Annotated in this window: 16 protein-coding genes and 1 pseudogene; 6 read left to right on the forward strand and 11 right to left on the reverse strand. The window is 65.3% G+C overall.

The features are described from left to right. Positions 1-154: 154 nt before the first annotated feature. The 5 genes and pseudogenes from QFZ54_RS14930 to QFZ54_RS14945 all read left to right on the forward strand — a co-directional run bounded on the left by QFZ54_RS14930 (position 155) and on the right by QFZ54_RS14945 (position 6,421). Positions 155-2,344, forward strand: a complete 2,190-nt coding sequence (locus QFZ54_RS14930) for an integrase catalytic domain-containing protein (RefSeq protein WP_307088355.1) — start codon at positions 155-157, stop codon at positions 2,342-2,344. Next, a complete protein-coding gene (locus tag QFZ54_RS14935; protein ID WP_307088357.1) occupies positions 2,341-3,291 on the forward strand; it encodes an AAA family ATPase in 951 nt (316 codons plus the stop codon). Before QFZ54_RS14930 ends, QFZ54_RS14935 begins: the two co-directional genes overlap by 4 nt. Next, a pseudogene (locus tag QFZ54_RS20425) lies at positions 3,288-3,671 on the forward strand (TniQ family protein); the annotation flags it as partial. The gene QFZ54_RS14935 and the pseudogene QFZ54_RS20425, both read left to right, overlap by 4 nt. Positions 3,672-4,050: 379 nt before the next feature. Continuing rightward, positions 4,051-5,229, forward strand: coding sequence for a hypothetical protein (locus QFZ54_RS14940; protein ID WP_307088358.1), 1,179 nt, complete (start codon positions 4,051-4,053; stop codon positions 5,227-5,229). Then, positions 5,144-6,421 (forward strand): ThiF family adenylyltransferase, encoded by a 1,278-nt coding sequence (locus tag QFZ54_RS14945; RefSeq protein ID WP_307088360.1) that lies wholly within the window; start codon positions 5,144-5,146, stop codon positions 6,419-6,421. Before QFZ54_RS14940 ends, QFZ54_RS14945 begins: the two co-directional genes overlap by 86 nt. A gap of 143 nt (positions 6,422-6,564) precedes the next feature. Here QFZ54_RS14945 and QFZ54_RS14950 read toward each other — a convergent pair whose 3' ends face one another. The 10 genes from QFZ54_RS14950 to QFZ54_RS14990 all read right to left on the reverse strand — a co-directional run bounded on the left by QFZ54_RS14950 (position 6,565) and on the right by QFZ54_RS14990 (position 19,566). Continuing rightward, positions 6,565-10,269, reverse strand: coding sequence for an AAA family ATPase (locus QFZ54_RS14950; protein WP_307088362.1), 3,705 nt, complete (start codon positions 10,267-10,269; stop codon positions 6,565-6,567). Then, positions 10,269-11,495, reverse strand: coding sequence for an exonuclease SbcCD subunit D C-terminal domain-containing protein (locus QFZ54_RS14955; protein WP_307088364.1), 1,227 nt, complete (start codon positions 11,493-11,495; stop codon positions 10,269-10,271). The genes QFZ54_RS14950 and QFZ54_RS14955 overlap by 1 nt, the downstream gene beginning before the upstream one ends. Positions 11,496-11,927: 432 nt before the next feature. Then, positions 11,928-13,904, reverse strand: coding sequence for a TonB-dependent receptor (locus QFZ54_RS14960; protein WP_307089491.1), 1,977 nt, complete (start codon positions 13,902-13,904; stop codon positions 11,928-11,930). Positions 13,905-13,932: 28 nt separating this feature from the next. Beyond that, the gene (locus QFZ54_RS14965; RefSeq protein WP_307088366.1) at positions 13,933-14,112 is read right to left on the reverse strand and encodes a hypothetical protein; all 180 of its coding nucleotides are present in this window, start codon (positions 14,110-14,112) and stop codon (positions 13,933-13,935) included. Positions 14,113-14,155: 43 nt separating this feature from the next. Next, complete coding sequence (locus tag QFZ54_RS14970; RefSeq protein ID WP_307088368.1) at positions 14,156-14,290, reverse strand: hypothetical protein; 135 nt, start codon at positions 14,288-14,290, stop codon at positions 14,156-14,158. Between the two features lie 53 nt (positions 14,291-14,343). After that, the gene (locus tag QFZ54_RS14975; RefSeq protein WP_307088370.1) at positions 14,344-15,510 is read right to left on the reverse strand and encodes a PepSY-associated TM helix domain-containing protein; all 1,167 of its coding nucleotides are present in this window, start codon (positions 15,508-15,510) and stop codon (positions 14,344-14,346) included. A gap of 162 nt (positions 15,511-15,672) precedes the next feature. After that, a complete protein-coding gene (locus tag QFZ54_RS20430) occupies positions 15,673-15,864 on the reverse strand; it encodes a DUF6771 family protein (protein WP_373458539.1) in 192 nt (63 codons plus the stop codon). Further along, positions 15,864-16,085 (reverse strand): hypothetical protein, encoded by a 222-nt coding sequence (locus QFZ54_RS14980; RefSeq protein ID WP_307088371.1) that lies wholly within the window; start codon positions 16,083-16,085, stop codon positions 15,864-15,866. The genes QFZ54_RS20430 and QFZ54_RS14980 overlap by 1 nt, the downstream gene beginning before the upstream one ends. Positions 16,086-17,941: 1,856 nt before the next feature. Continuing rightward, positions 17,942-18,838 (reverse strand): 3'-5' exonuclease, encoded by an 897-nt coding sequence (locus QFZ54_RS14985; RefSeq protein WP_307088373.1) that lies wholly within the window; start codon positions 18,836-18,838, stop codon positions 17,942-17,944. Beyond that, complete coding sequence (locus tag QFZ54_RS14990; protein WP_307088375.1) at positions 18,835-19,566, reverse strand: hypothetical protein; 732 nt, start codon at positions 19,564-19,566, stop codon at positions 18,835-18,837. Before QFZ54_RS14990 ends, QFZ54_RS14985 begins: the two co-directional genes overlap by 4 nt. Positions 19,567-19,773: 207 nt before the next feature. Between QFZ54_RS14990 and QFZ54_RS14995 the strand changes: the two genes are divergently transcribed. Next, entirely contained in the window at positions 19,774-20,037 is a 264-nt protein-coding gene (locus QFZ54_RS14995) for an ArsR/SmtB family transcription factor (RefSeq protein WP_307089493.1), read from the forward strand. A 54-nt stretch (positions 20,038-20,091) separates the two neighbouring features. Here the strand turns inward: QFZ54_RS14995 and QFZ54_RS15000 are convergent, their stop codons facing one another. Further along, positions 20,092-20,538, reverse strand: coding sequence for a hypothetical protein (locus tag QFZ54_RS15000; RefSeq protein ID WP_307088377.1), 447 nt, complete (start codon positions 20,536-20,538; stop codon positions 20,092-20,094). Positions 20,539-20,576: the final 38 nt, after the last annotated feature.

A 20,576-nucleotide genomic window follows, 5' to 3' on the forward strand; every position in this document is an offset into this window, starting at 1 on the left:
CAAACATCCATTCCCGCATCCGTGGAACGCAGAACTCGGAGTCGCAGGACTCGTCGGAGCGGGGCGTCCGATCCGGGCGACCAGACCTCGCAACCGACTGAAGCCGCGGCGTCAGGGCCGGCCTCCGCATCATTCCCAACCAAGGAGAAGTCCAATGGCCAAGAACAACCTCGAGAACCTGATCGTCGAGATCGACGGCGCCGTCCATGCCTACGGAGGGCATCTCATGGGGCGTCTGCAGCTGACCAACGCGCTTACCGGAGCGCCGTTCGTGGCTCCCCAGGCCGACGGGACGGTCCAGCTGATCGACGACGTGCAGTTCGATCGCCTGCTCGATGAGGGGCGCGTCAAGATCAGGTCGAAGCCCTCGTCCGACCCGACGCGGCGCTTCAACGACGCCGCCCAATGGACGTTGGACCAGGCGGCGGAGATCGATCCCGCGGCGCCCAAGAGGCTGGCGCAGCTCGAGATGCTGGACGCCGCAGGCGTCCTGAACGGATCGAAGGCGATTGACCAGTTCATGGCGGCTAGCTGGGGGGAGGCGCAGATCGCGAAGTGGGGCCCTTACGACAATCCGCACACGCTCCGGAGGTGGCGCGCGAAGCGCGGCAAGGCGGGCCGGCGCCACGCGCGCCAGATGATCCGCATGAACGGACGCGTTCCCCGAGGACCGTATGGCGCGGGCGTTCCGGCGGAGGTGGCACAGAAGCACGCCTACGACCACTGGGTGACGAAGGCCCGCGTCAAGGATACCTACTCGAACTACGTCGCCGAGATGACGCTGATCAACGAGGGGGCCCACCAGCACTACGCCCGGCCGGACGCCCCGTACATGATCGCTTCCGAGGAGACGATCCGACGCCGGTGCAACGCGCTGGAACGGGCCGAGTCCGATGCCGTGAAGCGGGGCACCAAAGCCCTCGAGCAGGACTGGATGGGCGGCGGGCGTCCGCTGACGGCCAGCTTCGCGATGCAGAGGGTCATAATCGACCATACGCGTCTCGACGTCCACGTCCGCGACGAGACGCGTGAAATCGTACTGGGCAGACCGTGGCTGACGCTGGCCATCGACGTGGCGACCAGAGCGGTCGTCGCGTACCTCATCACGTTTGTAGATCCGTCGGCATGGACCGTCGGTGAGATTCTGCGACGGATGGCGCTGCCGAAGAGGCCCCCGGCCGATTTGGCGACCCGCTACCCCATCCTAGCTCAGATCCGCGGAAAGCCGCACGAGGTCATCGTCGACAACGCCACCGAGTTCCGAAGCCACACGATGGAGGCGGCGGCGCGCGCCGCGGGTTTCGGCGTCCGGTACTGTCCGGTGGGGCGGCCGAGGTATCGCGCAATAGGCGAACGCCCGATGGGCACGGTCCCCCGTCTCATCTGCGAAAACATGCCGGGACGCGTGATGCTCTTAAATGAGGCGAAGCGCCTCGATGACAAACCCGAAAAGGACGCTTGGGCGACCATGGACGAGCTGGAAGGGATCGCGAACCACGCGGTCGCAGAGTACAACGTCAATCCGCACGACGGCATCGGCGGACGGCAGCCAGCCCTCTTGTTCGAGATCGACGCGAACCGCCGCGGCATCGACAACTTCGCCGATTTGGATTCCTTTCGGCTGGATACGATGGCGATCCACGTGGACGCTCAACTCTCTCCGTCGGGCATCCGGGCCTTCGGCTGCCTCCGCTACCATCACGTGGCCCGTGTGCCCGATCTGCTGAGCGATCTTCGTCCCAGCGAATGCAGGCGCAAGCGGCGCGACGACGCGACCGCGACCGTGGACTTCCGGTACGATCCCATGGACATCTCACGCATCTATGTCTGGAACCGCGTCCGGCGTACCTACGTGGAACTCGTCTGCGACGATGAGGACTATGCGGACGGCATGCCTTTGTACCTGCATGAAATGATCCGCGATTTCGCCACCGCCCAGAAGTTGGCGTTCAACACGTCGGCGGAGCGGGCGCTCGCCCGCTCGCGGCGGATCCAGGCCATCCGCAAGGTCAGGCCGAAGGACGAGGCCAAGGAACGCAATGCCGTCGCCAAGCTCTACGAGATTCCCAGGCTGCGTCAGATCACGGGGAATATCGTCCACCTGCACACCGAGCGCTCGACTGTGACCGTCGGGGAATTCATCTCCCACGACCGCGTTGCGCTTACGTCCCTCGACAGCGAGATCCTGTCGCCAAGGCCGCAGATCGGCGGACGCCGTCACGGACCGGCGTCAGACAGGCAGGATCGCCGCGATGCCGGTTCGGAGTCGTCCCATCAGGACGGCACGGCCGCTCCGCCGGTGCGCCGCCGCCGAGGCGCCAGCCTCATGGGAGACGACCAGTGAGCGGGGTCGAAGGCGGGACCCCTCCCGTCGAGCTGTCGTCGATCGTCGACGTCCGGGAGCGCATCGCCGAGGGGAGGCGACGCTTCGACCGGATACGCCTGGAGCATGCTCCGCAGCGCAACGCCATCGACATGCTCGACGACGTGCGCCGCGCGGGCATCGGCCGCCGTGCCGGCGCGGTCTGCGGCGGAGCCATCCTCGTCGCTCCGTTCGGCACCGGAAAGACCTGCGCGATCGAGACCCTGTGCGAAGAGGTCAACGGTGCGGCGGACGTTCGACCGGACATCATACCCGTCCTGCACGTCAAGCTGAGCGTCGCAGGCACCACGGACGCCGTCCCCACGCAGATCCTGCGTGCGTTGGGAAAGCCCAAGCCCGGGTCTGGCAAGGAATCGGTCCGATGGGACAGGGCGATCCAAGGCATGTTGAACGCCGGGGTCCAGTTGGCCCTCATCGACGAGTTCAACCGGGCGGCCCGCCGGCCGACCATGAGCGGACCGATCGCCGACATGATCCAGGAGCGTATCGTCGACGAAGGGATCGCCCCCATCGCCATCATCGGGTCGGAGGCGGCCGGATCCGTGCTCAGGTCGGCAAAGGGTCTGATGGAGCGGCTGGACGACCAGATCGACCTGGAGCCCATGGAGTGGGTTCACGATCAGACGCTCTTCTGTGGTTTCATGGGAGCCCTGGACGCCGCCATCGTCGACGCGGGCATCCTCGACGAAACGTCAGGTCTCGATCATCCAACCGTGGCTGAAAACCTCTGCATTGCGTCGGACGGCCGCCTGCGCCGGATCATGAAGATCATCAGGATCGCGTCTGCCACGGCTGTGCGTCGAGGCGATACGGCCATGACGGTCGCCGATCTCGCCGAGGGGGTCGCAGCCTATGCCGGCACGCGCCGGTTCATCGAGGACAACCCGTTCGAGGAGAAGTCGAATTGACCCGTACCGATGGCAACGTCGACCTCGGCGCGTCTCCCCTTCCGGGCGAATCCCTCGACGGTTTCATCGCCCGCAGGGCCGCCGTCGAGGGCCTCCCCAATACGCTCGTGATCACCGCAGCCGCCGGCGTGAGGTGGGCCCACCGACCTGCGATAGGGCTGGCGACGTCCGCTCAGCTGCTAGCGGTGGCGGAAAGCATGGGTTTCGACCACGAGGAGCTCGTCCTCCGGTCTTCTCCCGTCGCCCCGGGTGGGCGCAACCGCCGCTTCTTCGGCCTGGACCTGGATCACCGCCACTTCGCCAACAGCCGGCGTCGCTTCTCCCCGACCTCCCTCACGGCGTCACCCCATCATCGCGCGCTCTGGGGGCTTCGGCCCTTCCCGTTCTGCGACGAGAGCTGGGAGATGCTGCTGGACACGTGTCCGGATCCGGAATGCCGTACGGTCCAGCGCTGGCATCACGCCATGGGCATCGAACTCTGCGACCGCTGCGTCGAGCCCCTGAGCCGGGCGGCGGCCCCCGTCGTACCCGAGGAACTCCGGTCTGCGCTCCACCTCATGATCGGGCTCATGCATCCGGATCAGCGCCGCCGCTCCGAAAGCTCCGGACGTCTGCCCGGATGTCTGCGAGACCTGTCGGCTGGAGATCTGCTCGACATTGGGCTGCGCCTTGGCAGGGGTGCACGACCCGAGCATACGGCAGAGGAGCAACCGACGCCTGTTCGCGGACGACGCGTCCGCGAAGTCCGTCACGGAGGCGATGGCCGCCGCCTGGACGATGCTGGAGGGCTGGCCCAACGTGTTCGCGGAACTTGCGGGAACCAGGCTGGCGACGCGGACCGGTCGGCACGGGGACGGGAACAAGGGCGCGACCGAGGCCTTCCTGGCGTTGGCCGACAGTCCGTCGGTCGCTGCCCCGGTCAGGGAAGTCGTCGCACGCCTTCGCGCTGATCTGTATCGGTCCGACCACGGGCTGGACATCAAGGCCGCTGCCGTTCTCTCCGGCCTGCGGATCCGCGAATTGACCGGACTGAGACGGGGCCTGTTCGTCAAGACGATCTTTGCCATCCACGACGACAGACCGCTGCCGCTCATCTGCAAGGCCGATCTCGAAAGGCTTGGAACTCTGCTGCGATCGACGTCATCCTTGGGAAAGGCCGCCATCGAGCTGGGGATCACCTACCGCGGCGTGGAGGAACTCGTCTGGGCGGGGCGGCTCGAAGCGATCGAAGAGCCCGCGCTCGCCTTCCTGGAACGCGAACGGCGGGTCGGTTCGGTATCCGTCGAACGTCTCCGGTCAGCAGTCCTCGCGCGGTCGACGCCTACCCGGCCGGAGGGTTCGGTTCCGCTGCGCCGGGCGATGGTCGGCATACCCGGACTGAAACCCTGGGCGCCCGTCCTCGAAGCCATCGCAGATGGACGGTTGCAGGCTTTCGTCGCCTCCGCACCCGTAGCCCTGGCCGATCGGATCTCCGTTCGTCCAGACGCAGTCGTAAGACTATGCGAGCACCGCGCGGCCACCCCCGCCAGCGTCGGCATCGTCTCCGACATGATGTCCAAGAAGGAGGCGTTGGAAGCGCTCGGGCTCCATCCTCGCCACGGAGCCTGCATCCTTTCGGAATGGCCCGTGAGGACAGGTAGCGACCGCACGGTCCCGGTCGCCGCCGTAGAAACCCTTGCGTCGACCGCCATCAGTCCCGCCGAGGCTGCCGCACGCTTTGGGGGAACCTCCCTGGCGGTGGCGCGCCTGCTCCAGAGACGGTGCGTGCCGTCCATTCCCGGTGGTCTGTTCGATCGCGGCAAGGCGGAGGAGACGTTGCGTTCGTGCGGCGTCCTTCGTTCGGGAGAAGCGCATGCCGCTGGTAGCCGCTCGAGCCACCAGCACTACACCCCGGCAGCAGAGGAGACGTTCATTGTCACGCGCATCGACAGGCCGTAATCCCGATCTCCGGCGTCTGCGCGACGAGGGATACTCGCTCTCCGTCGCCCGCGGGCGCCTCGTCGTGACGGGCATCCCTTTCGTGTCCGGCCCAGGCCGTATCGAGCGCGGTACCCTCATCGTTCCGCTGGACATGGTCGAAGGCACCACCGCACGACCGACCGGGCGCGACGTGTTCTGGGTCGGAGCCGTACCGTGCGACGACCGCGGCGTTCCGATCGACGATCCCATCACGTCGCCGCTCCGGCGCGATTTCGGAGGCGGGCTCGTCGCCAACCACCTTCTCCATGCGAAGCCCGACGACGGCGGGTTCGAGGACTACCACCAGTTGGTCAGCAGCTACGTGGGCCTGATCTGCAGGCACGCCATCTCACTGGATCCGACCGTCACGGCGCGCGGCCGCCGGCGGGTAGTCGTGACCGAGAATCCACAGGGCCCGTTCGATTACGCGGACACCGCGAGCCAGAGAACCGGCATCGGCGCATTCAGTGGGAAACTCGAAGGCAGCAGCGTCGCCATCGTCGGTCTCGGCGGGACCGGTGCCTACGTCCTGGACCTCGTAGCGAAGACCCCGGTCGCCCGAATCCATCTGTTCGATGACGAGACGCTCCACCAGCACGACGCCTTCCTCTCACCGGGCGCGGCGTCGTTCGCCGAGATCGGAGCTGCGCCCGCCAGAGTCGATCACTACGCAGCGCTCTATTCGCGCGTGCATCGCGGCGTCGTGCCGCATCGGAGCGGATTGTTGGTCGCATCCCTCGCGATGCTGGATCAGGTGGACTTCGCATTCCTATGCATTGACGGTACCGCGGCGAAGCGTCCGGTCATCGAACATCTCGAACGAACCGGAAAGCGCTTCGTCGATCTGGGGATGAAACTGCGCCTGACGCCAACCGGCGTCTCCGGAACGGTCAGGATCACGACCAGCACTCCAGCGATGCGATCACACGTCCGGGACATGAACCGCATCCCGTTCCCGACGGACAGTAGGGGAGACGACGATGCCTGCAATCTGCAGGTCGCCGAACTGAATGCGCTGAACGCTGCGCTAGCGGTCATCCGCTGGAAGAAGCTCTACGGCTTCTACGCCGATCCGCTCGGTGAACACCACGCCGTGTATAGCGTGGACGGCAACCAGGTCCTCAACACGGACAGCGATGGCGCCGCGGGAACCCGGTGCGGCCCATCCTGAGAACCGGAACGACGAGGCGGTTGCGCGGAGAGCCCTGCGAAGACGTTACCGTCGGCACCATTCAGTATTGGCAGCTCGCAGGCCTCGGAATCGGGGAAGAATAGGACGTCCGCATTGCGATCGGCACGCCACCCGCGTCCCGTTCAGTTCGTAGAGATGGCGAGCACGCTCCTCCCTCGCGCGACGGGCACGACCTCTATCTTGACGGGGATGCGCTCCTTCACTTCCTCGACATGGCTTATCACGCCGACCCGGCGCCCCGTCGCGTGAAGGTGCTCGAGGACAGCGATGGCCTGCCCGAGGCTGGACGTGTCCAGCGCACCGAATCCCTCGTCGATGAAGAGACTCTCGATTCTCAGTCCCCTTCCGGTGGACATCTCCGCCAAGCCCAGCGCCAGAGCCAAGCTTATCAGGAAGCGTTCGCCGCCCGAGAGGTTGTGCACCCCGCGAACCTCGCCGGCCATGTCGTAATCGACTACCTGTATAAGCATGTCGCCACCGCCGCCGCGCTCGAGCGCATATCGGGGCTTCAGTTCCCGCAGTCGCTCGTTCGCGTGGTCTAGCAACCGGTCGAGGGTGAGGCCCTGCGCGAAACGACGGAACGTCCGCCCGTCCTTGTCGCCGATGAGGTCGCTGAGAGCGAGCCAGACGCGCGACGCTTCGCGCTCGCGCTCCAGGTCCGCGCGCAATCCGGCTGTTTCGACGCGCACCTCGTCGTCCCGTCGCAGGACGAACAGCGCGTCGTCGAGCGCCGCCCGTGCGTCAGCCACCGCAATGCGAGCGGAACCCAACGCATCCATCAGATCGTCGTCGGCGATCCGGGGCTTTTCGGACGCATCGTGGATCTCCAGATCGGAACGGCGCTGAAGGAGAGCCGTCTGCGCGTCCCGGACCGCGGAGGCGATATCCGAAAGCCACTTCTCCTCCAGCTCGATCACCTCCGCGCCCCCGGCCGCGGCGGCGGATACGGCGTCTACGTCCAAGGATCGTTCTCTCAAGGCGTCGGCAAACGAAGCCTCGAGCCGTCGATGGTTCTCTTCCGCCTTGGCTAGCGACGCAACGGCACCTTCCCTGCGCGCCTTGGACGTCGAGAGGAGCAGTCGGGTCCGCACCACGCTCCTGGCGGATTCCTCGAGCCTGCGGCCTTGCGCGGACGCCGCGGCGTCAAGTTCGGTCTCGACCTCCAGAACAGATCTCGCGTCCAGCATAGCCCGCCGGGCATCAGCTAGAGAGCCCATGTTCGACCCGAGCTTGGACGCTTCCTCCTCGATCGCCTCCGCGAGCGCGGCCGCCGCAGCTGCATCGGTTCTCGCGGCTGCCAACGCGCCTTCGAGCATGGGAATGGCAGCCGACGCTTCGGCATGTTCCGCCGTACGACGGCGCCACGCCGCGCACCGGCCTGCAAGCCATCCCACCGGGTCATCGAGCGATCGCCAATCGACCGGACCGACGAATGCCGCGTCCAGGAAACGGGCGAGCCGGTCCATCGCATCGCGTTGCCGGGTGATGGACGCCGCGACACCAGCCGCGCGGGCCGTCGCCTCGCGTCGAACGTCCCCTGCCAGGTCGAAGGTCGTCCTCGTGTCGTCCTTGAGCTTCCGGGCGACAGACTCCTTCGATCGCGCGACCCGGCATTCTTCGACGGCTGCGTCCATCGACCGCCGTTCGGCGTCGATAGAGGCCAGTTCGGAGGCGAGGAGCGAGCTGATGAGCGGATCTTCCGCATCGAACCCAGCGGCCTCGGCGGAGACGCGGAGCGAGGACAGCGCCTTCTCGCGGATGTAGACCTGTTCCCCGCGCCTCACCTCCAGCCGAGCCACTTCGGCATCCCGCGTCTCGCTCTGCCGCGTCAGGCTCCGGATCTCCGAACCGAGACGCACCTCCTCGGACGTCGCCGCGACCATTTCCGCCTCCAACGCGGCTATTCGCGCCCGCTGTCCCTTCAACTGCTCCCCCAGGAGCGCCTCGATCTCGGTGGCCCGATGCTCGGTGGCCCCGCATACCGGACACGGGTCGCCAGCGACTAGCAGTTCGCGCAGACGCAACGCCGCATCGCCTGCAGCTGCTTCGGCGAATGCGCCGGCGATCCGCGCTTCCTCCAAGCGGACCCGTATGGCGGGTAGGGCGGCGGCGGCGGCGGCGCGAGCGGCCAAAAGGCCCTGCAGTTCGACGACCGCTGCGGATCGGTCGCTTCGCAGACGTTCTAGCGTCCCTTCGATGTCCGACGTCCGCACGACCTTGCTGCGCCAGTCGACCAAAAGCGGCTCGACGGCGGTGATCGCGTCCCGTCTGGCCATCAGCGCGATGCGCATCTGGTCTGGAGGCACGGCGGCCTCGGCGGCCGCCAGCGCAGCCTGGTCCGCAGCGTGGCCGGCAACGGCGTCCGCCAAGCTGAGCCTGGTCTTCTCGGATTCCGCGTCGGCCGTCTCAAGTTCGCGCTGCGCGGCGATGCGATCGGCCTCGAGCCTCTCCAGGCCCAGCGCCACGGTCGCATGCTCCGCGAGGTGACGCGCAAGGTCGTCCTCCCTGGTCTCGATCCACCCCACGGCCGCATTCGCGGCCAGCCATTCACCGTGAACGCCTCGTGCCGCAATCGCCGACCGCAATGCGGCGAACGCGTCGTTCTCGACGGTTCTGCAGTCTTTCAGGCCGGCTGCGCGTGCGGCACGCTGTTCCGCTAGTTCGGCGAGCGCCGCCGTGGTCTCGGCGAGCCTTCTATCGGTGGTGCGCGCCTCGTCGATCAGCGGTTTGAGGATCGTCGCCCGTTCCGCCAAGGCTGCGGAGGCCACGTTGGACAGCCGTGCCTCCTCCTCGGCGGCCTCCACGGCCAATACGGCTTCGCCGGCGTCGGCCGCCCGTCGGACGACCTCCGAACGGTCCTCCTCGACGGTCCGCTTCGCCGCGACCACCGATGTCCAGTCCGGAGCGAGCGCGAAGGCGAGCTTCAGACGTCGCAGGGCGTCCCGGGCAGGACCGGCTTGTGCGAAGGCCGTGGCCGTCCGCTCGACCTCCGTCTCGCAGGCGCCGAGACGCGTCGTGAGCGTGTGTCGATCCGCTTCCCACTTCGCATCGAGTTCGAGCGACGCCAGCGCCGCGGCTGCGAGCCGCTCCTGGGCAATCGCCGCGTCCCGTCGCGCCTCGGCGTCGGCGCGGGCTACCTCGTCCAAGCCGTTCTGCGCCTGAAGACGATCCGAAAGGCCCTGCTGGATCAACCGCAACCCGGCGGCCTTTTCGTAGGCCGCCCGGCCGAGGTCCGTGTAGATCCGCGAACCGGTGAGCCGCTCCAGAAGGACCGCGCGATCGTTGTCGTTGGCCTTGATGAACGCCTCGAAGTCGCCCTGCGCGAGAAGGACCGCACGGCGGAACTGATCGGCCGACAGGCCGATGAGGTCCTGTATCGCAACCAATGTCTCGGTCTTCGTACCTCCCAATCGCTCGTCGGCGTCGATCCTCGAAAGAGCATGCGAACTCTTCTGCATCTTCGCGCCCGCCTTCTGGCGAGCGCGCTGCACCGACCACCTCGCACGGTAGCGACGCGCGTCGCGGCCGACGAAGTCGATCTCGGCGAACCCTTCGCCTTCGCCGTGCCGGAGGATGGTCCTCGGATCGGTTGCGGAGAGCTCGTCGCCCTGGTCGGTCTCGATCCTGCCGCGCGATGCGGCGCCTAGTCTGGGCACGGCGTCGAAGAGGGCGAGGCACATGGCATCCAGCAGGGTCGACTTTCCGGCTCCCGTCGGCCCGGTGATCGCGAATATTCCGGCGTCGGCGAGCGGCGGCGCTTCGAAGTCGACCTCGAAATCACCGGCCAGGCTCGCCAGGTTGCGCCCTCGGATGGCTAGTACCCGCATCAGTCCCGAGCCCCCTGCACGTCGATCATCAGGGACAGGAAGGCGTGCATCAAGGCCGCGGGCGGCTCGCCTCCGTGCTCCCGCTCGAACAATTCGGCGAATACCGCCTCCGGCTTCAGCTCCGAAAGATCAGCCTGGCGGGCGTCGATCGCCCGGCCGTCGGGCTCGTTGGCCTGCACGCGCACTATGCGGGTCAAACGGACCGGCTTGCCGCTCAGCGCGGCCAGAACCCTCGTCTGGAGATGAGGCTCCGGTCCATCAACGAGCACGGAGATCTCGACGAACGGCTGGAGTCCGCGCGCGATGTCCGCATCGAGGTCCAGCGCCGCGATCGCGTTCTCGACATCGGCCAAAGGCATCGGTCCGCTATCGGGAACGGCCAGGAACGGCGCGGGGCGGGGGATCGGTTCGTCACGGATCCGAGCGCCGCCGTCGACCAGGTCCACGACGGTCACCGAATGACGGTACAGCCGCTCCGTCGCCGAAAGCGGAAAGGGCGATCCGGCGTAGCGGATCGGCGTCGCTCCCGGAATGTCCTGAGGACGGTGAAGATGGCCGAGCGCCACATATGCGGCACGGTCGTCGAAGAGGGCCGCGGCCTCCGCCTCCTCGCCGCCTACGGCTATCCTGCGTTCGGACTGCTCCGACACGTCGCCGCCCCACACGTGCAGGTGACCGGTTAGGATCAGCGGCAACGCCCCGGAACGCTCCTTCCCCGCGTCGAGGACCTCGGCGTAAAGGCCTTCCAAGCCGCGCGACGCCAGATCCCCGGGCCGGCAATAGGGCACGGCTGCAAGCCAGGCAGCGGTCGCGCCGCCTCTTCCGGGAAGCGGCAGCAGAAGCCGATCGCAATCCGTGGCGCCATCCTTCCTCGGTAGCGAGCCGACCAGATGGACCCGTCCCGGACCGAGCAATGCCGAGGGAAGGTTGATGCGCGCCGCGCTGTCGTGGTTCCCGCCGATGATGACTACCGTGAGTTGCGGACAAGCGGTCGTGGCGTCGCGCAGGAAGCGGTAGAAGCGGGCCATCACGGCGATGGGCGGGTTGGCGACGTCGTATATGTCGCCCGTCACCAGAAGGAGATCTGCGTCCTCCGTCTTCAACCGGTCGAGCAGCCAGTCCAGGAACATGTCGTGCTCGACGTCGCGGACATGGCCGAACAACTCGTGGCCCATGTGCCAGTCCGAGGTGTGCAGGACGCGGTACGGACGTAGGACATCGGTCATCGCGCTAAATCCGATCTGGCGTACCATGGCATGGTGGGCGGGAATGCGTCGACGCGGGCTGGGCAGCGATGCCTGACAAGGCGATCCGCAACCGATTTGGCTGACCGGAGGGGAGCCCCCTCGTTGAGCAGTCCCGACTCGTTCACCGGTTCTCTACCTCCGCGGCGTTGAGGCTTCCACCCGCCGTTTCATGTGACGGACAATCGGAATATGGACGGACACCGATTAATTACAACATTTCTGGAAATAAAGAAATCCAAAATTTATCGCGGCGTTGTTCGACATCCGAAGCGAGACGGAAATCGCACGGTATCACCGCGGTCATCGCGTCAGGTCCGGTAGTCCGGTCTCCCCCGGTCCGGCGAAACGGTGAAAAGGACCACCGACCTTTGGAGCCGAACATTCCGCGCAACCGACCACGGGCAAGCAAGCCTAAAGATCGATCGAAGCCGACAGCTTGAAGGTCCGCGGGGCGCCCTGAAGCAGGTCGGGGCGCGAGCTGTCGAAGGCGGTCGCCCAATATCGCTTGTTCGCGACGTTATCGACGCCGAAGCGCAGGGTCAGCGGCCGGTCACCCACCACCGCGACGTATCGGGCGCCGAGATCGACGCGCGTCCAACTCGGCAGCGACAGCGTGTTAGCCGCGTTGGCCGGCTGCTGCCCGGTATGCACGACGCGACCGGTCACGGTGAGGGCGGGCACGAACGGCAGATCCCATTCCACGTTGCCGTTGATCAGGTAGTCCGGCACACCGGCGACCTTACGTCCCTCGTTGAGCCCGTTGGTCTGACGCCGAAGCCTGGCATCGATCACCGACCCGCCGGCAATGATCCGCAGGCCGTCGACCGGCTCCGCCTGGATGCTCAGTTCGATACCCTTGTTGCGCTGAAGCCCGGAGGCCTCGAACCGTGCGGCGTTCGCGGGCGGTGCGGGCAGCGCCGTGGCGATCGCCGTCGCCCGTTCGGTGGTGAAGAGCGAAAGGGTGGCGGTCACAGCGTTGAGTGTGAGCTTGCCGCCGACCTCGTACTGCGTCGACCGGAACGGCGGCAGCACCTCGCCCAAGTTCACGATGTTCAGGCCCCCGCTGATCGCAGGGGCGGTCGCACCCTGGACCAGCGCCTCGATACGATTGGCATAGAGCGAGACATGGTCGATCGGCTTGACGACCAGACCGACGACCGGTGTGATCGCATCCTTGCGATACTCGCCAGTCTGCAGCGCGGTAACGTTCGAATAGGCCTTCACGACGATCTGCTGCAGCCGCAGGCCGCCGGTGAGCAGGATGCGGTCCTCCCATACGCCGATCGTGTCCGAGGCGAAGACGCTCGTCAGGCGGGTCCGCGATATCGGGAAGGGATCGGCCAGATTTCCGCCTTGCGAGGTGACGCGGCTGGGCTGGGGTACCACGACGGGCGCGTAGATGTTGGTGGTGCCCGACGAGATGGCGTAGAACTCGAACGCGTTGCGGTTGGTCAGCCAGTTCATTGAACCGCCGACGTTGAATTCGTTCGTGATGCCACCTGCGGCAAGCTTCACCCGCACGCCTGCCTGCGCTGCTTCGTTGTTGTCGGTGCGGGGGATGCGCGAGCCGGATACCGACGCTGCGCCGGTCGTCGCATTAAGCAGCGACAGCGTGCTGTAGAAGCCGTCCTCCGCTCCGTCGCGCGCGCCGAATGCTGCGTAGACCATCGCATCGTCCGACAGGTCGTATTCCGCGCGGAACTGGCCGTACACGTCACGCAGGTTGGTGAAGTAATAGGGCTGACCGTAGTTGGTGTCGGCCTTCGGAACCTTGGGAATGACGGTGATCGCAGCAGGAAGCGTCAGTTTCGGACGGATGTGGTTCACGCGCACCTTCTGGTAGGCGAGATCGAGCGACAGCCGCAGTGATCCGTTATCGTAGTCGATCGCGCCGCCAAGCAAATATGCGCTGCGGAACTCGTCCTCGATCGCCACGTCACCTCGCCGGGCCGCACCATTGATGCGCACGCCCCACTCGCCACCAGCGCCGAAGCGGCGGCTGACGTCGAAACTGCCGCCGACATGCCCGCCGGACGTGTAGTTCGCGGTCAGCCGGGTCAGTGGCGCCTTACCTGCACGTTTGGGGATCAGGTTGACGCTGCCGCCGATCGCCGTCCCGCCGGGTGCCGCGCCGTTCAGGAACGCGCTCGACCCGTTCAGGACCTGGACTGCGTCGTAGAGCTCTGGAGCGATCAACTGGCGCGGTGTGATGCCGTACAGCCCGTCGAAGCCGATATCGTCGCCCGCAAGCGCGAAGCCTCGGATGACGAACTGCTCGGCCGCATTGCCGAAGCCGTAGCTCGTCCGCACCGACGGGTCGTTGTCGAGCACCTGGCCGAGCGTCTGCGGCTGCTGATTGAGGATCAGCGCGGAATTGTAGCTCTTTATGGCGAAGGGCGCGTCCTCCGCAGGTTTGTCACCGAGGACGCCGACCCCGCCCGCCGTGCGTCACTCCCGTCCGGTTCGCCTTCTGCGCGGTGACGACGATCTCCTCGGTACGCTTCTCGGACGCCGCATCCTGCGCCTGGGCGGGACATGTTGAGGCCAACGCGTATGAGCCAACGGCCAGACGTAGAAGGGAGCGGGTCTTGATCACGGGCATGTCCTCGATTGCGCTGTCTTGGGGTCGCAGATGTCGTTCAGGTCCGGCGGGCGCGCATGGCCCAGCCGACGGTCACGATCGGTACGGCGAGACCCACCCACGACAGCATGTCGCGCCAGCCATCGCCGGTCAGCGCCGCGATCAACGCGCCGACGCTCAGGACCCCGATCATCGCCGGGGCCCCGAAGATCGCAGCGAGGCTCTGCCGCGAATGTCGCCGCTGCGTCATTCAGCCGGCACTGCCACGCCGCCCGTTTCGACCTCGCGGACATGTGCCGCGGGGGATGCGCGTCTCTTGCCGAGCCATAGGTATAACCCGGACGCGAGCACGACGATCGCGAAGAGGTCCAGCACGGCCCACAGGATCTTGAGCGGCAGTCCGCCATAATCGCCGAAATGCAGCGGGCGGGAGAGCGAGAGAGCCTTGTTGTACCACGGCATCGACCGCGCGGTGGTGAAGGCACCCGTCTCGGCGTCGACCAGCGCAGGTGTGAGAAGACGCTTGGTGAGCGGCGTGTCGCCCTGGAAGAACACGGCATAGTGATGCTTCGAACTGAAATTTCCCCCCGGAAAGCCGATGAACTGCGGGTTGTTGCCGGGGAGTGCTTTGCGCGCCGCGGCCATCGCCTTGTCCAGCGACCCGTAGCGTGAAGGCGTCAGCGCGTCCCTGCCGGCATATTCGCGCGTCATCGAGGCGAGCTCGTTCCGCTGCCAGAGCTTGTTGATCGGCTTTTCCAGCGTGTTGACCACGCCGGTGAGCCCTACGACGGTCATCCAGGCGAGTGCGACGATGCCGAGCAGATTATGGTAGTCGAGCCACTTGAGCCTCGTGCTGCGCGACGTTCGCAGCGTGCCGAAGGCGAGCTTGCTCATGAAAGGCGCGTAGAGCACCACGCCGGAGACAAGCGCGGATGTGAACAGCAAGCCCATCGCACCGAGGAACAGCATGCCCGGTAGGCCGAGGAACATGTCCGTATGCAGCTTCAGCAGGAAGTGCATGATGCCGCCGCCATCCTCCTTGCTCAACAACTTGCCGGTCGAGCGATCGAAGACCTGCGTCGTCATTTCCGAACCCGGCGCGTCCGGTGTCGGTCCGGTGGTGATGGTCATCGATGGCTGGTCGTCGTCGAACGCCATGAACAACGGCACTTCGCCTGGGCGCATGGCGAGCGCCGTGGACATCATGGTGTCGAGCGGGAGTAGTCCACTCGCAGTGCCGGACGAACCCACCCCCGGCATTCCGAACTGCGGGGTGCCGCCACCCATTCGATCGATCTCGTCACTGAAGATGAGCGGCAGGCCCGTCGCGCACAGCATCAGCAGGAACAGCGTGCAGACCAGGCCAGTCCATTTGTGCACGAGATACCAAGTGCGGATCGAGGAACTCGTCATGAAAAACTATCGCTGGCTGATGATATCAACTCGCATTAGCGCGGTGAGCGTTCAATGCCAGCGGATAATGCTCATATCTCCGGGGGCCTCGAGAGACATCGCGGAGGCCGCGCCGTCCGCGGCGGGCTCACCTCAACTGCCCGATGCGAACCTGCAGTCAATTCAGAGTGGAAGCGGCAACTGAGCCGTCTCCAGGCAAAGCGGATGGTACAGGGCGTCGTAAACATGCCTAGCGACTTCGCGCCGAGCATCGGCTCTCAACCGCTCCTGTGATGAGGTCAGGCCTGCAAGCGCCCAGTCGGGCGACTGATCTATCAGATCGGCGATACGATCAGCTGTTATGATACCTGCCATCAACACAGCGCCGTGGTGAAAGTGCCGTAGGGTGAAAGGCCCCGTTTACCGAACTCCGCTTCGATCGGCGCTAGAAGACTTTCAGGGCCGTCCTCGATGCACTGGAAGTAGATCGTCTGGATTTCGCAGTTCCTGAGTTCAGGCAGAATCTCGGCAATCAGATTATGTGTCTGGGATAGCGGTTGTGCGCCGTCGCGCATCGGGTCGAGTGCGTGTGCCATAAGAACATATGTGGAACATATTAGACGACGGTGTCAACAGGAGCGTACGGTCGCCGCCGTTAGCATCCTGCCGAGGCGACGCACTCCGCGGCATTTCCAGTCCTCGGTATCGCGAAGCGGTACGCGACGGAATCAGGTGGCGCAGAGGCTTCGGGGGCACGGGTAATGCCAGAACATGTTGGGATCACGCATTCGGATTGATCGAACCCGGGAACGCGCAGTCCGGAGGTCCCGCCGAGAAGCGAAGCTTCGACCTGGCGCTCCGCTCAACCTGTGGATAACACGTGGATCGATCTGTGGATAAGCGATCCTTTAAGGGTCGAGCCAATTTGGCGGTGGGTAAGTCGTCAGTTATCCACATACTCTTGCACAAGGCCGAAAACCGTCCCCAGCCTGTGGGTAACGTGGACGGTTCGATCGAATCGGTGAGATTCATTGGAGCTCTAAGAATCAACCTGTGGGCGTTTCAGGGGAGAACGCTGATCACCCGTGACTCACGTGCCAACTACTTCAACAATCTGAATCTAGATTCTTAGATTGTAGAGGAGACTCGACGCCGATGATCAGCTCCCAAGTTCGCGTTTCCAGCCGGTAGGCGTCGAAGGTCAGGCCGACCTTACCGATACCGAGAGGTGGACTAATTCGAGGAAACGTTGGTTGATCCGATGGTCCCGTCGGCGATTCCGCCTGCCGGATGACGGCAATGTCACGACGGACCTTCGAACGGGCCATCAAGAACGATGGTCGACAGGACGAACGGGTGCTGAGGCTGACCGTTCGTCCTGGAGGCCGGGAGGGTACCGGGGAGTTGCGAAACGCGTGTCCGGGCGACCGAGCTTGCGAAGCCGGCCCACGGCCCCTGGGGGGGGCGTGCCGGCAACTTCGGTTCGAATTGCCGCAAACACGTCTCACCCGGTTGGAGCGCTCCTCCCCGCTCCCGTCCACGAAACCCGCGGCGCATTGTTGCAGCTGTTCAAAGAGGCGCGGCGTTCGACGGCGTGCCGGCTACGCTGCCGCGTCGCTTCAGCCTCGTCGCCTGTGCCCGACGGACGACGCGGTCGAGGTCATCACGGGAGTTAACGCCCGCTTGCAGACACTCCCTCTCCAGCACCGCATGTCTCGAGTTGCCGATCGTTGAGCATCGGCGGAGGCGAACAAATACGGATTGGCAGGATTGGGGTGGCGATGGTCGCGGTGGCGTTTGCCGGGTTCGCCATCAGCATCGCCTTCAAACGGTCGGGTTCAACCGCCGTCGTTGCCTTGATTTATGCGTCCACCTGAATGATTATCGCGGGCGTGACATGCTGGTTTGTCGCTACCGCTAGATGGCCACGGCAGCGCCCATAGCTTGGACGCGTCCGCCCGCTTGCAGACAATCAAGGCGCATGTGAAAGTAACGTCGATGGAGGGTGTCTGTGACTGTATCGGCGAGTTCTCGAGCAGCTAATCTCGAAAGGTGGCGTCCGGCCCTTTGGGCTATCCTTGGGGTCTTGCTCGTCCTTCCAGCCATCGCGATGTTGTTCGCCAACGAGGTGCGTTGGACAGGTGCTGATTTCATTGCGGCTGCCGCCATTTTCGGCGTTTTCGGCTGTGCGATTGAGCTGATTGTTCGGTTCGTTGACCAGTCGGTCTTACGGATGTCTCTCTTTTGCGGAGTAATAACAGCTGCCTTGGCGATCTGGGCCGAGGGTGCAGTCGGCATCCTCTAGCTTGTGTATCGGACGGCGACTTTCCTCTCCAACCCGGGCGTTCCCGAAATGCGATCCTGAAGGGAGGGGAAAGACTGGTTGGCCGGAAATGCCAGTCGGAAGACATTAGGAAAGCGGTCGGTCGGAAAATCGAAGCGAGCGCCATGGTCACCGTGCGGCGTAGCGGCTCCTCCACGTGAGCGGAAAGGAGTCCGGCTTGGACAAGCCGCCGTATACCTCGATCGTGGCCCATCCGATCTCGGCGTCGAGCTCGGCGGCGCACACATCGCGCGACCAGAGACGCTCCTCCGGATCCCACCGGTACCCCCGCGTCTTGAGAAGGTCCTTGGCGGCAAACGGAGCTCCGATCGCCTCGATCCTCCAACTGGGCTGGGACGCGGTCTCGACCAGGGATTTGAGGACCGTCCCTCCGGTTTCGAGCGGATGGTCGAGCAGATGGAGCAGCGCCGTGACATCGGTCTGCGCCCTGTGCGGATCGTAGAACCACCCCATCTGGGTCAGCAGGTGGGACAGGGTCCTACCTTCGAAACCGTGCGCCTTCCAGTCGATGTCGCGCATGGAGCAGACCCAGGGCCGGCCCAGGGCGAAGGGCAGGCGGCTTTCGACGAACGGCCTGTCGAAGCCGGCGTTGTGCGCGACGACGAAATCGGCGTCGGCGATGAGGCTGGCGGCGATCGGATCCGTGATCCTCTGACCTGCCACGTCCTCCGTCCTGATCCCCGTCAGACGGGTGATCTCCTCCTCGATGGGCATCCCGGGATCCTCGAGCCAGCTGAGCGGCCTGCCCGTCATCACGATGCGTCCGTGCTCGGTCGCCCAGAAGCGTTGGAGCGCGAGTTCGATGATCCGGTGCCGGCGATGATCGAGACCGGTCGTCTCCACGTCGATGGCGCAACCGATCATCATGCCGGGCACGATTGCGACGGTGTCGGTCCTCCTCATCTGACGGAGCCGCTTCAGCACGCGGTAGTCCGCGTGGCGGGCTAGGGCCTGGGCGACCGCGTCGGCGGCCAGCGGCATGACGATCCTGTCGGTCGTGCTCATGCCGCGAACCGCTGTTCGACCATCACTTCCAGCCCGTCCGCGAGCGGAGACGTGGGATCGGTGGCGATCTGGGTCAGCATGTCCACGATGACCGCAGACAGCAGGGTCGTCGCGAGCGGGGATCCGGCGTCGAAGCCCTCCTGCACCACGGCATAGGTGGCATAGTCGCGGCCGAAGCGCTCCCCCAGGCGTCTGATGGCCTGCTCGGCGTCGGCTGCGATCATGGCGGCGAAGGCATAGACCTTCTGACCGTCGCGTTCCTCGATGAACATCGACGTGAACAGGCGGCGATGGGAAAGGGGGCTTTCGAGGCGATCCGAAGAAGCATCGTCCGCGTCCCGTTCGGCATCTGGGTGGGGCTCTCCTTCATCGTCGCCGAGCGCGTCCACATCCTCCGGGTCGGCGTCCAGGCCCAGACCGAGACCGTGCACGAGAAGCGCCCGCATGCACGCATCTCGGCTCAGGCAGGCGTCGATGGCGGAAGCTCCCTCGAACAGGCGCCTGGGTGCGAGGAGCCACGCCATCGGGTCGTGGGCGATGCCCTCCCTCTGGAAGCGGGCTCCGGTCTCCGAAGCGATCAGGGCCAGGCGGAGGAGTTCGCGGCGCGTCGTCGCCATGTGCTCGTCGTCGGGAGCGTCCTGATCGAGCGGATCCTCGTAGGTGAAGGGGAAGAGTCCCGCGGGCGGGGGCATCGTTGCCAAGCTCTTGTCCAAGACGTCCATGCGCATTGTCTGTTCTCCTGTCGCCGAGCGTTTTCCTTCGTCTACGAGTGCGTCGGGTGGCGACCTCCCGATGGATCCGATGTAGCACGGCGCGCGTCATAGTTCAATAGTTCTAGAAACGTCGAACTATTATTCGTTCTCCGAGTGGCAAATGCCTGTTGCGGAACGGATTAATTCCATTATTCTAGAAGGATGGACGAAAAGCTGACGATCATGCGGTTGAGTGCGCTCGCTCAGCAAACCCGATTGGCGACGTTCGCCCTTCTCGCAAAGGCAGGTCCGGCGGGCTTGAACGCCGGCGAACTCGCTGCTCGCGTCGGCGCACCGGCGAACACGATGAGCGCGCACCTCACGATATTGACGCATGCGGGGATGATCAGCCAGACGCGGTCCGGACGGAACATGCTCTATCATGCCGTTCCTCAGGCGATCGCCGACCTCGAGGGTTTCATTGCCGGGCTCAGGCCCGAGGCATAAGTCGTCCGGGTTCGATTTCGGCGAGGCTACCTAAAGCCTGCGCAGGAAGCCTGCTCAGCGCGTCTCCTTGACCGTCTGGCGGATCCTCAACGCCTCTTCGACGCTCAACCCGATGTCCAGCGACAGCTTGAAGAACTCCTCGTACGCCTCGTGGGGAGGGAGGCCATGCCGTCGGACGAGCGAACGGGCGAATCTGCCGAGTTCGAGCGCGTCCCCGTAGGATACCCATTCGGGGTTCCCGACCTCGGATGCGAAGGCCGTCATGACTGCGGGCGGCAGCTCCGCTCCGAACAGCATGTAGCGCAGGTGCTTCACGAAGCCGGGATGGGTGTAGACTTCTTCCCCGACGTTGCCGTTGCGTTCGAACATCTGCTTCCGCGAGCCTTTGGGTCTTCCGGGGTGGTACTCCGGATCGTTCCAGTACCCGATCCGATGCGCGGGCACCGCGTTGCGCTCGTTCAGCGAGGCCAGGAGCGCGAGCAAGGGCTCCTTGTTCGCCATGTACGCCGTGCGCCTGTCGGCATGCGGCCTATCCCCAT

Source organism: Sphingomonas faeni, from assembly GCF_030817315.1.
GTDB classification, from domain to species: Bacteria; Pseudomonadota; Alphaproteobacteria; order Sphingomonadales; family Sphingomonadaceae; genus Sphingomonas; species Sphingomonas faeni_C.

What these genes read in the sequence shown, in the direction of transcription:
- QFZ54_RS14930 (WP_307088355.1), top strand. Translation starts at nt 155, where the DNA reads ATGGCCAAGAACAACCTCGAGAACCTGATCGTCGAGATCGACGGCGCC.
- QFZ54_RS14940 (WP_307088358.1), top strand. Translation starts at nt 4,051, where the DNA reads ATGGCCGCCGCCTGGACGATGCTGGAGGGCTGGCCCAACGTGTTCGCG.
- QFZ54_RS14945 (WP_307088360.1), top strand. Translation starts at nt 5,144, where the DNA reads ATGCCGCTGGTAGCCGCTCGAGCCACCAGCACTACACCCCGGCAGCAG.
- QFZ54_RS14950 (WP_307088362.1), bottom strand. Translation starts at nt 10,269, where the DNA reads ATGCGGGTACTAGCCATCCGAGGGCGCAACCTGGCGAGCCTGGCCGGT.
- QFZ54_RS14955 (WP_307088364.1), bottom strand. Translation starts at nt 11,495, where the DNA reads ATGACCGATGTCCTACGTCCGTACCGCGTCCTGCACACCTCGGACTGG.
- QFZ54_RS14970 (WP_307088368.1), bottom strand. Translation starts at nt 14,290, where the DNA reads ATGATCGGGGTCCTGAGCGTCGGCGCGTTGATCGCGGCGCTGACCGGC.
- QFZ54_RS14975 (WP_307088370.1), bottom strand. Translation starts at nt 15,510, where the DNA reads ATGACGAGTTCCTCGATCCGCACTTGGTATCTCGTGCACAAATGGACT.
- QFZ54_RS20430 (WP_373458539.1), bottom strand. Translation starts at nt 15,864, where the DNA reads ATGGCAGGTATCATAACAGCTGATCGTATCGCCGATCTGATAGATCAG.
- QFZ54_RS14980 (WP_307088371.1), bottom strand. Translation starts at nt 16,085, where the DNA reads ATGGCACACGCACTCGACCCGATGCGCGACGGCGCACAACCGCTATCC.
- QFZ54_RS14985 (WP_307088373.1), bottom strand. Translation starts at nt 18,838, where the DNA reads ATGAGCACGACCGACAGGATCGTCATGCCGCTGGCCGCCGACGCGGTC.
- QFZ54_RS14990 (WP_307088375.1), bottom strand. Translation starts at nt 19,566, where the DNA reads ATGCGCATGGACGTCTTGGACAAGAGCTTGGCAACGATGCCCCCGCCC.
- QFZ54_RS14995 (WP_307089493.1), top strand. Translation starts at nt 19,774, where the DNA reads ATGCGGTTGAGTGCGCTCGCTCAGCAAACCCGATTGGCGACGTTCGCC.
- QFZ54_RS15000 (WP_307088377.1), bottom strand. Translation starts at nt 20,538, where the DNA reads ATGGCGAACAAGGAGCCCTTGCTCGCGCTCCTGGCCTCGCTGAACGAG.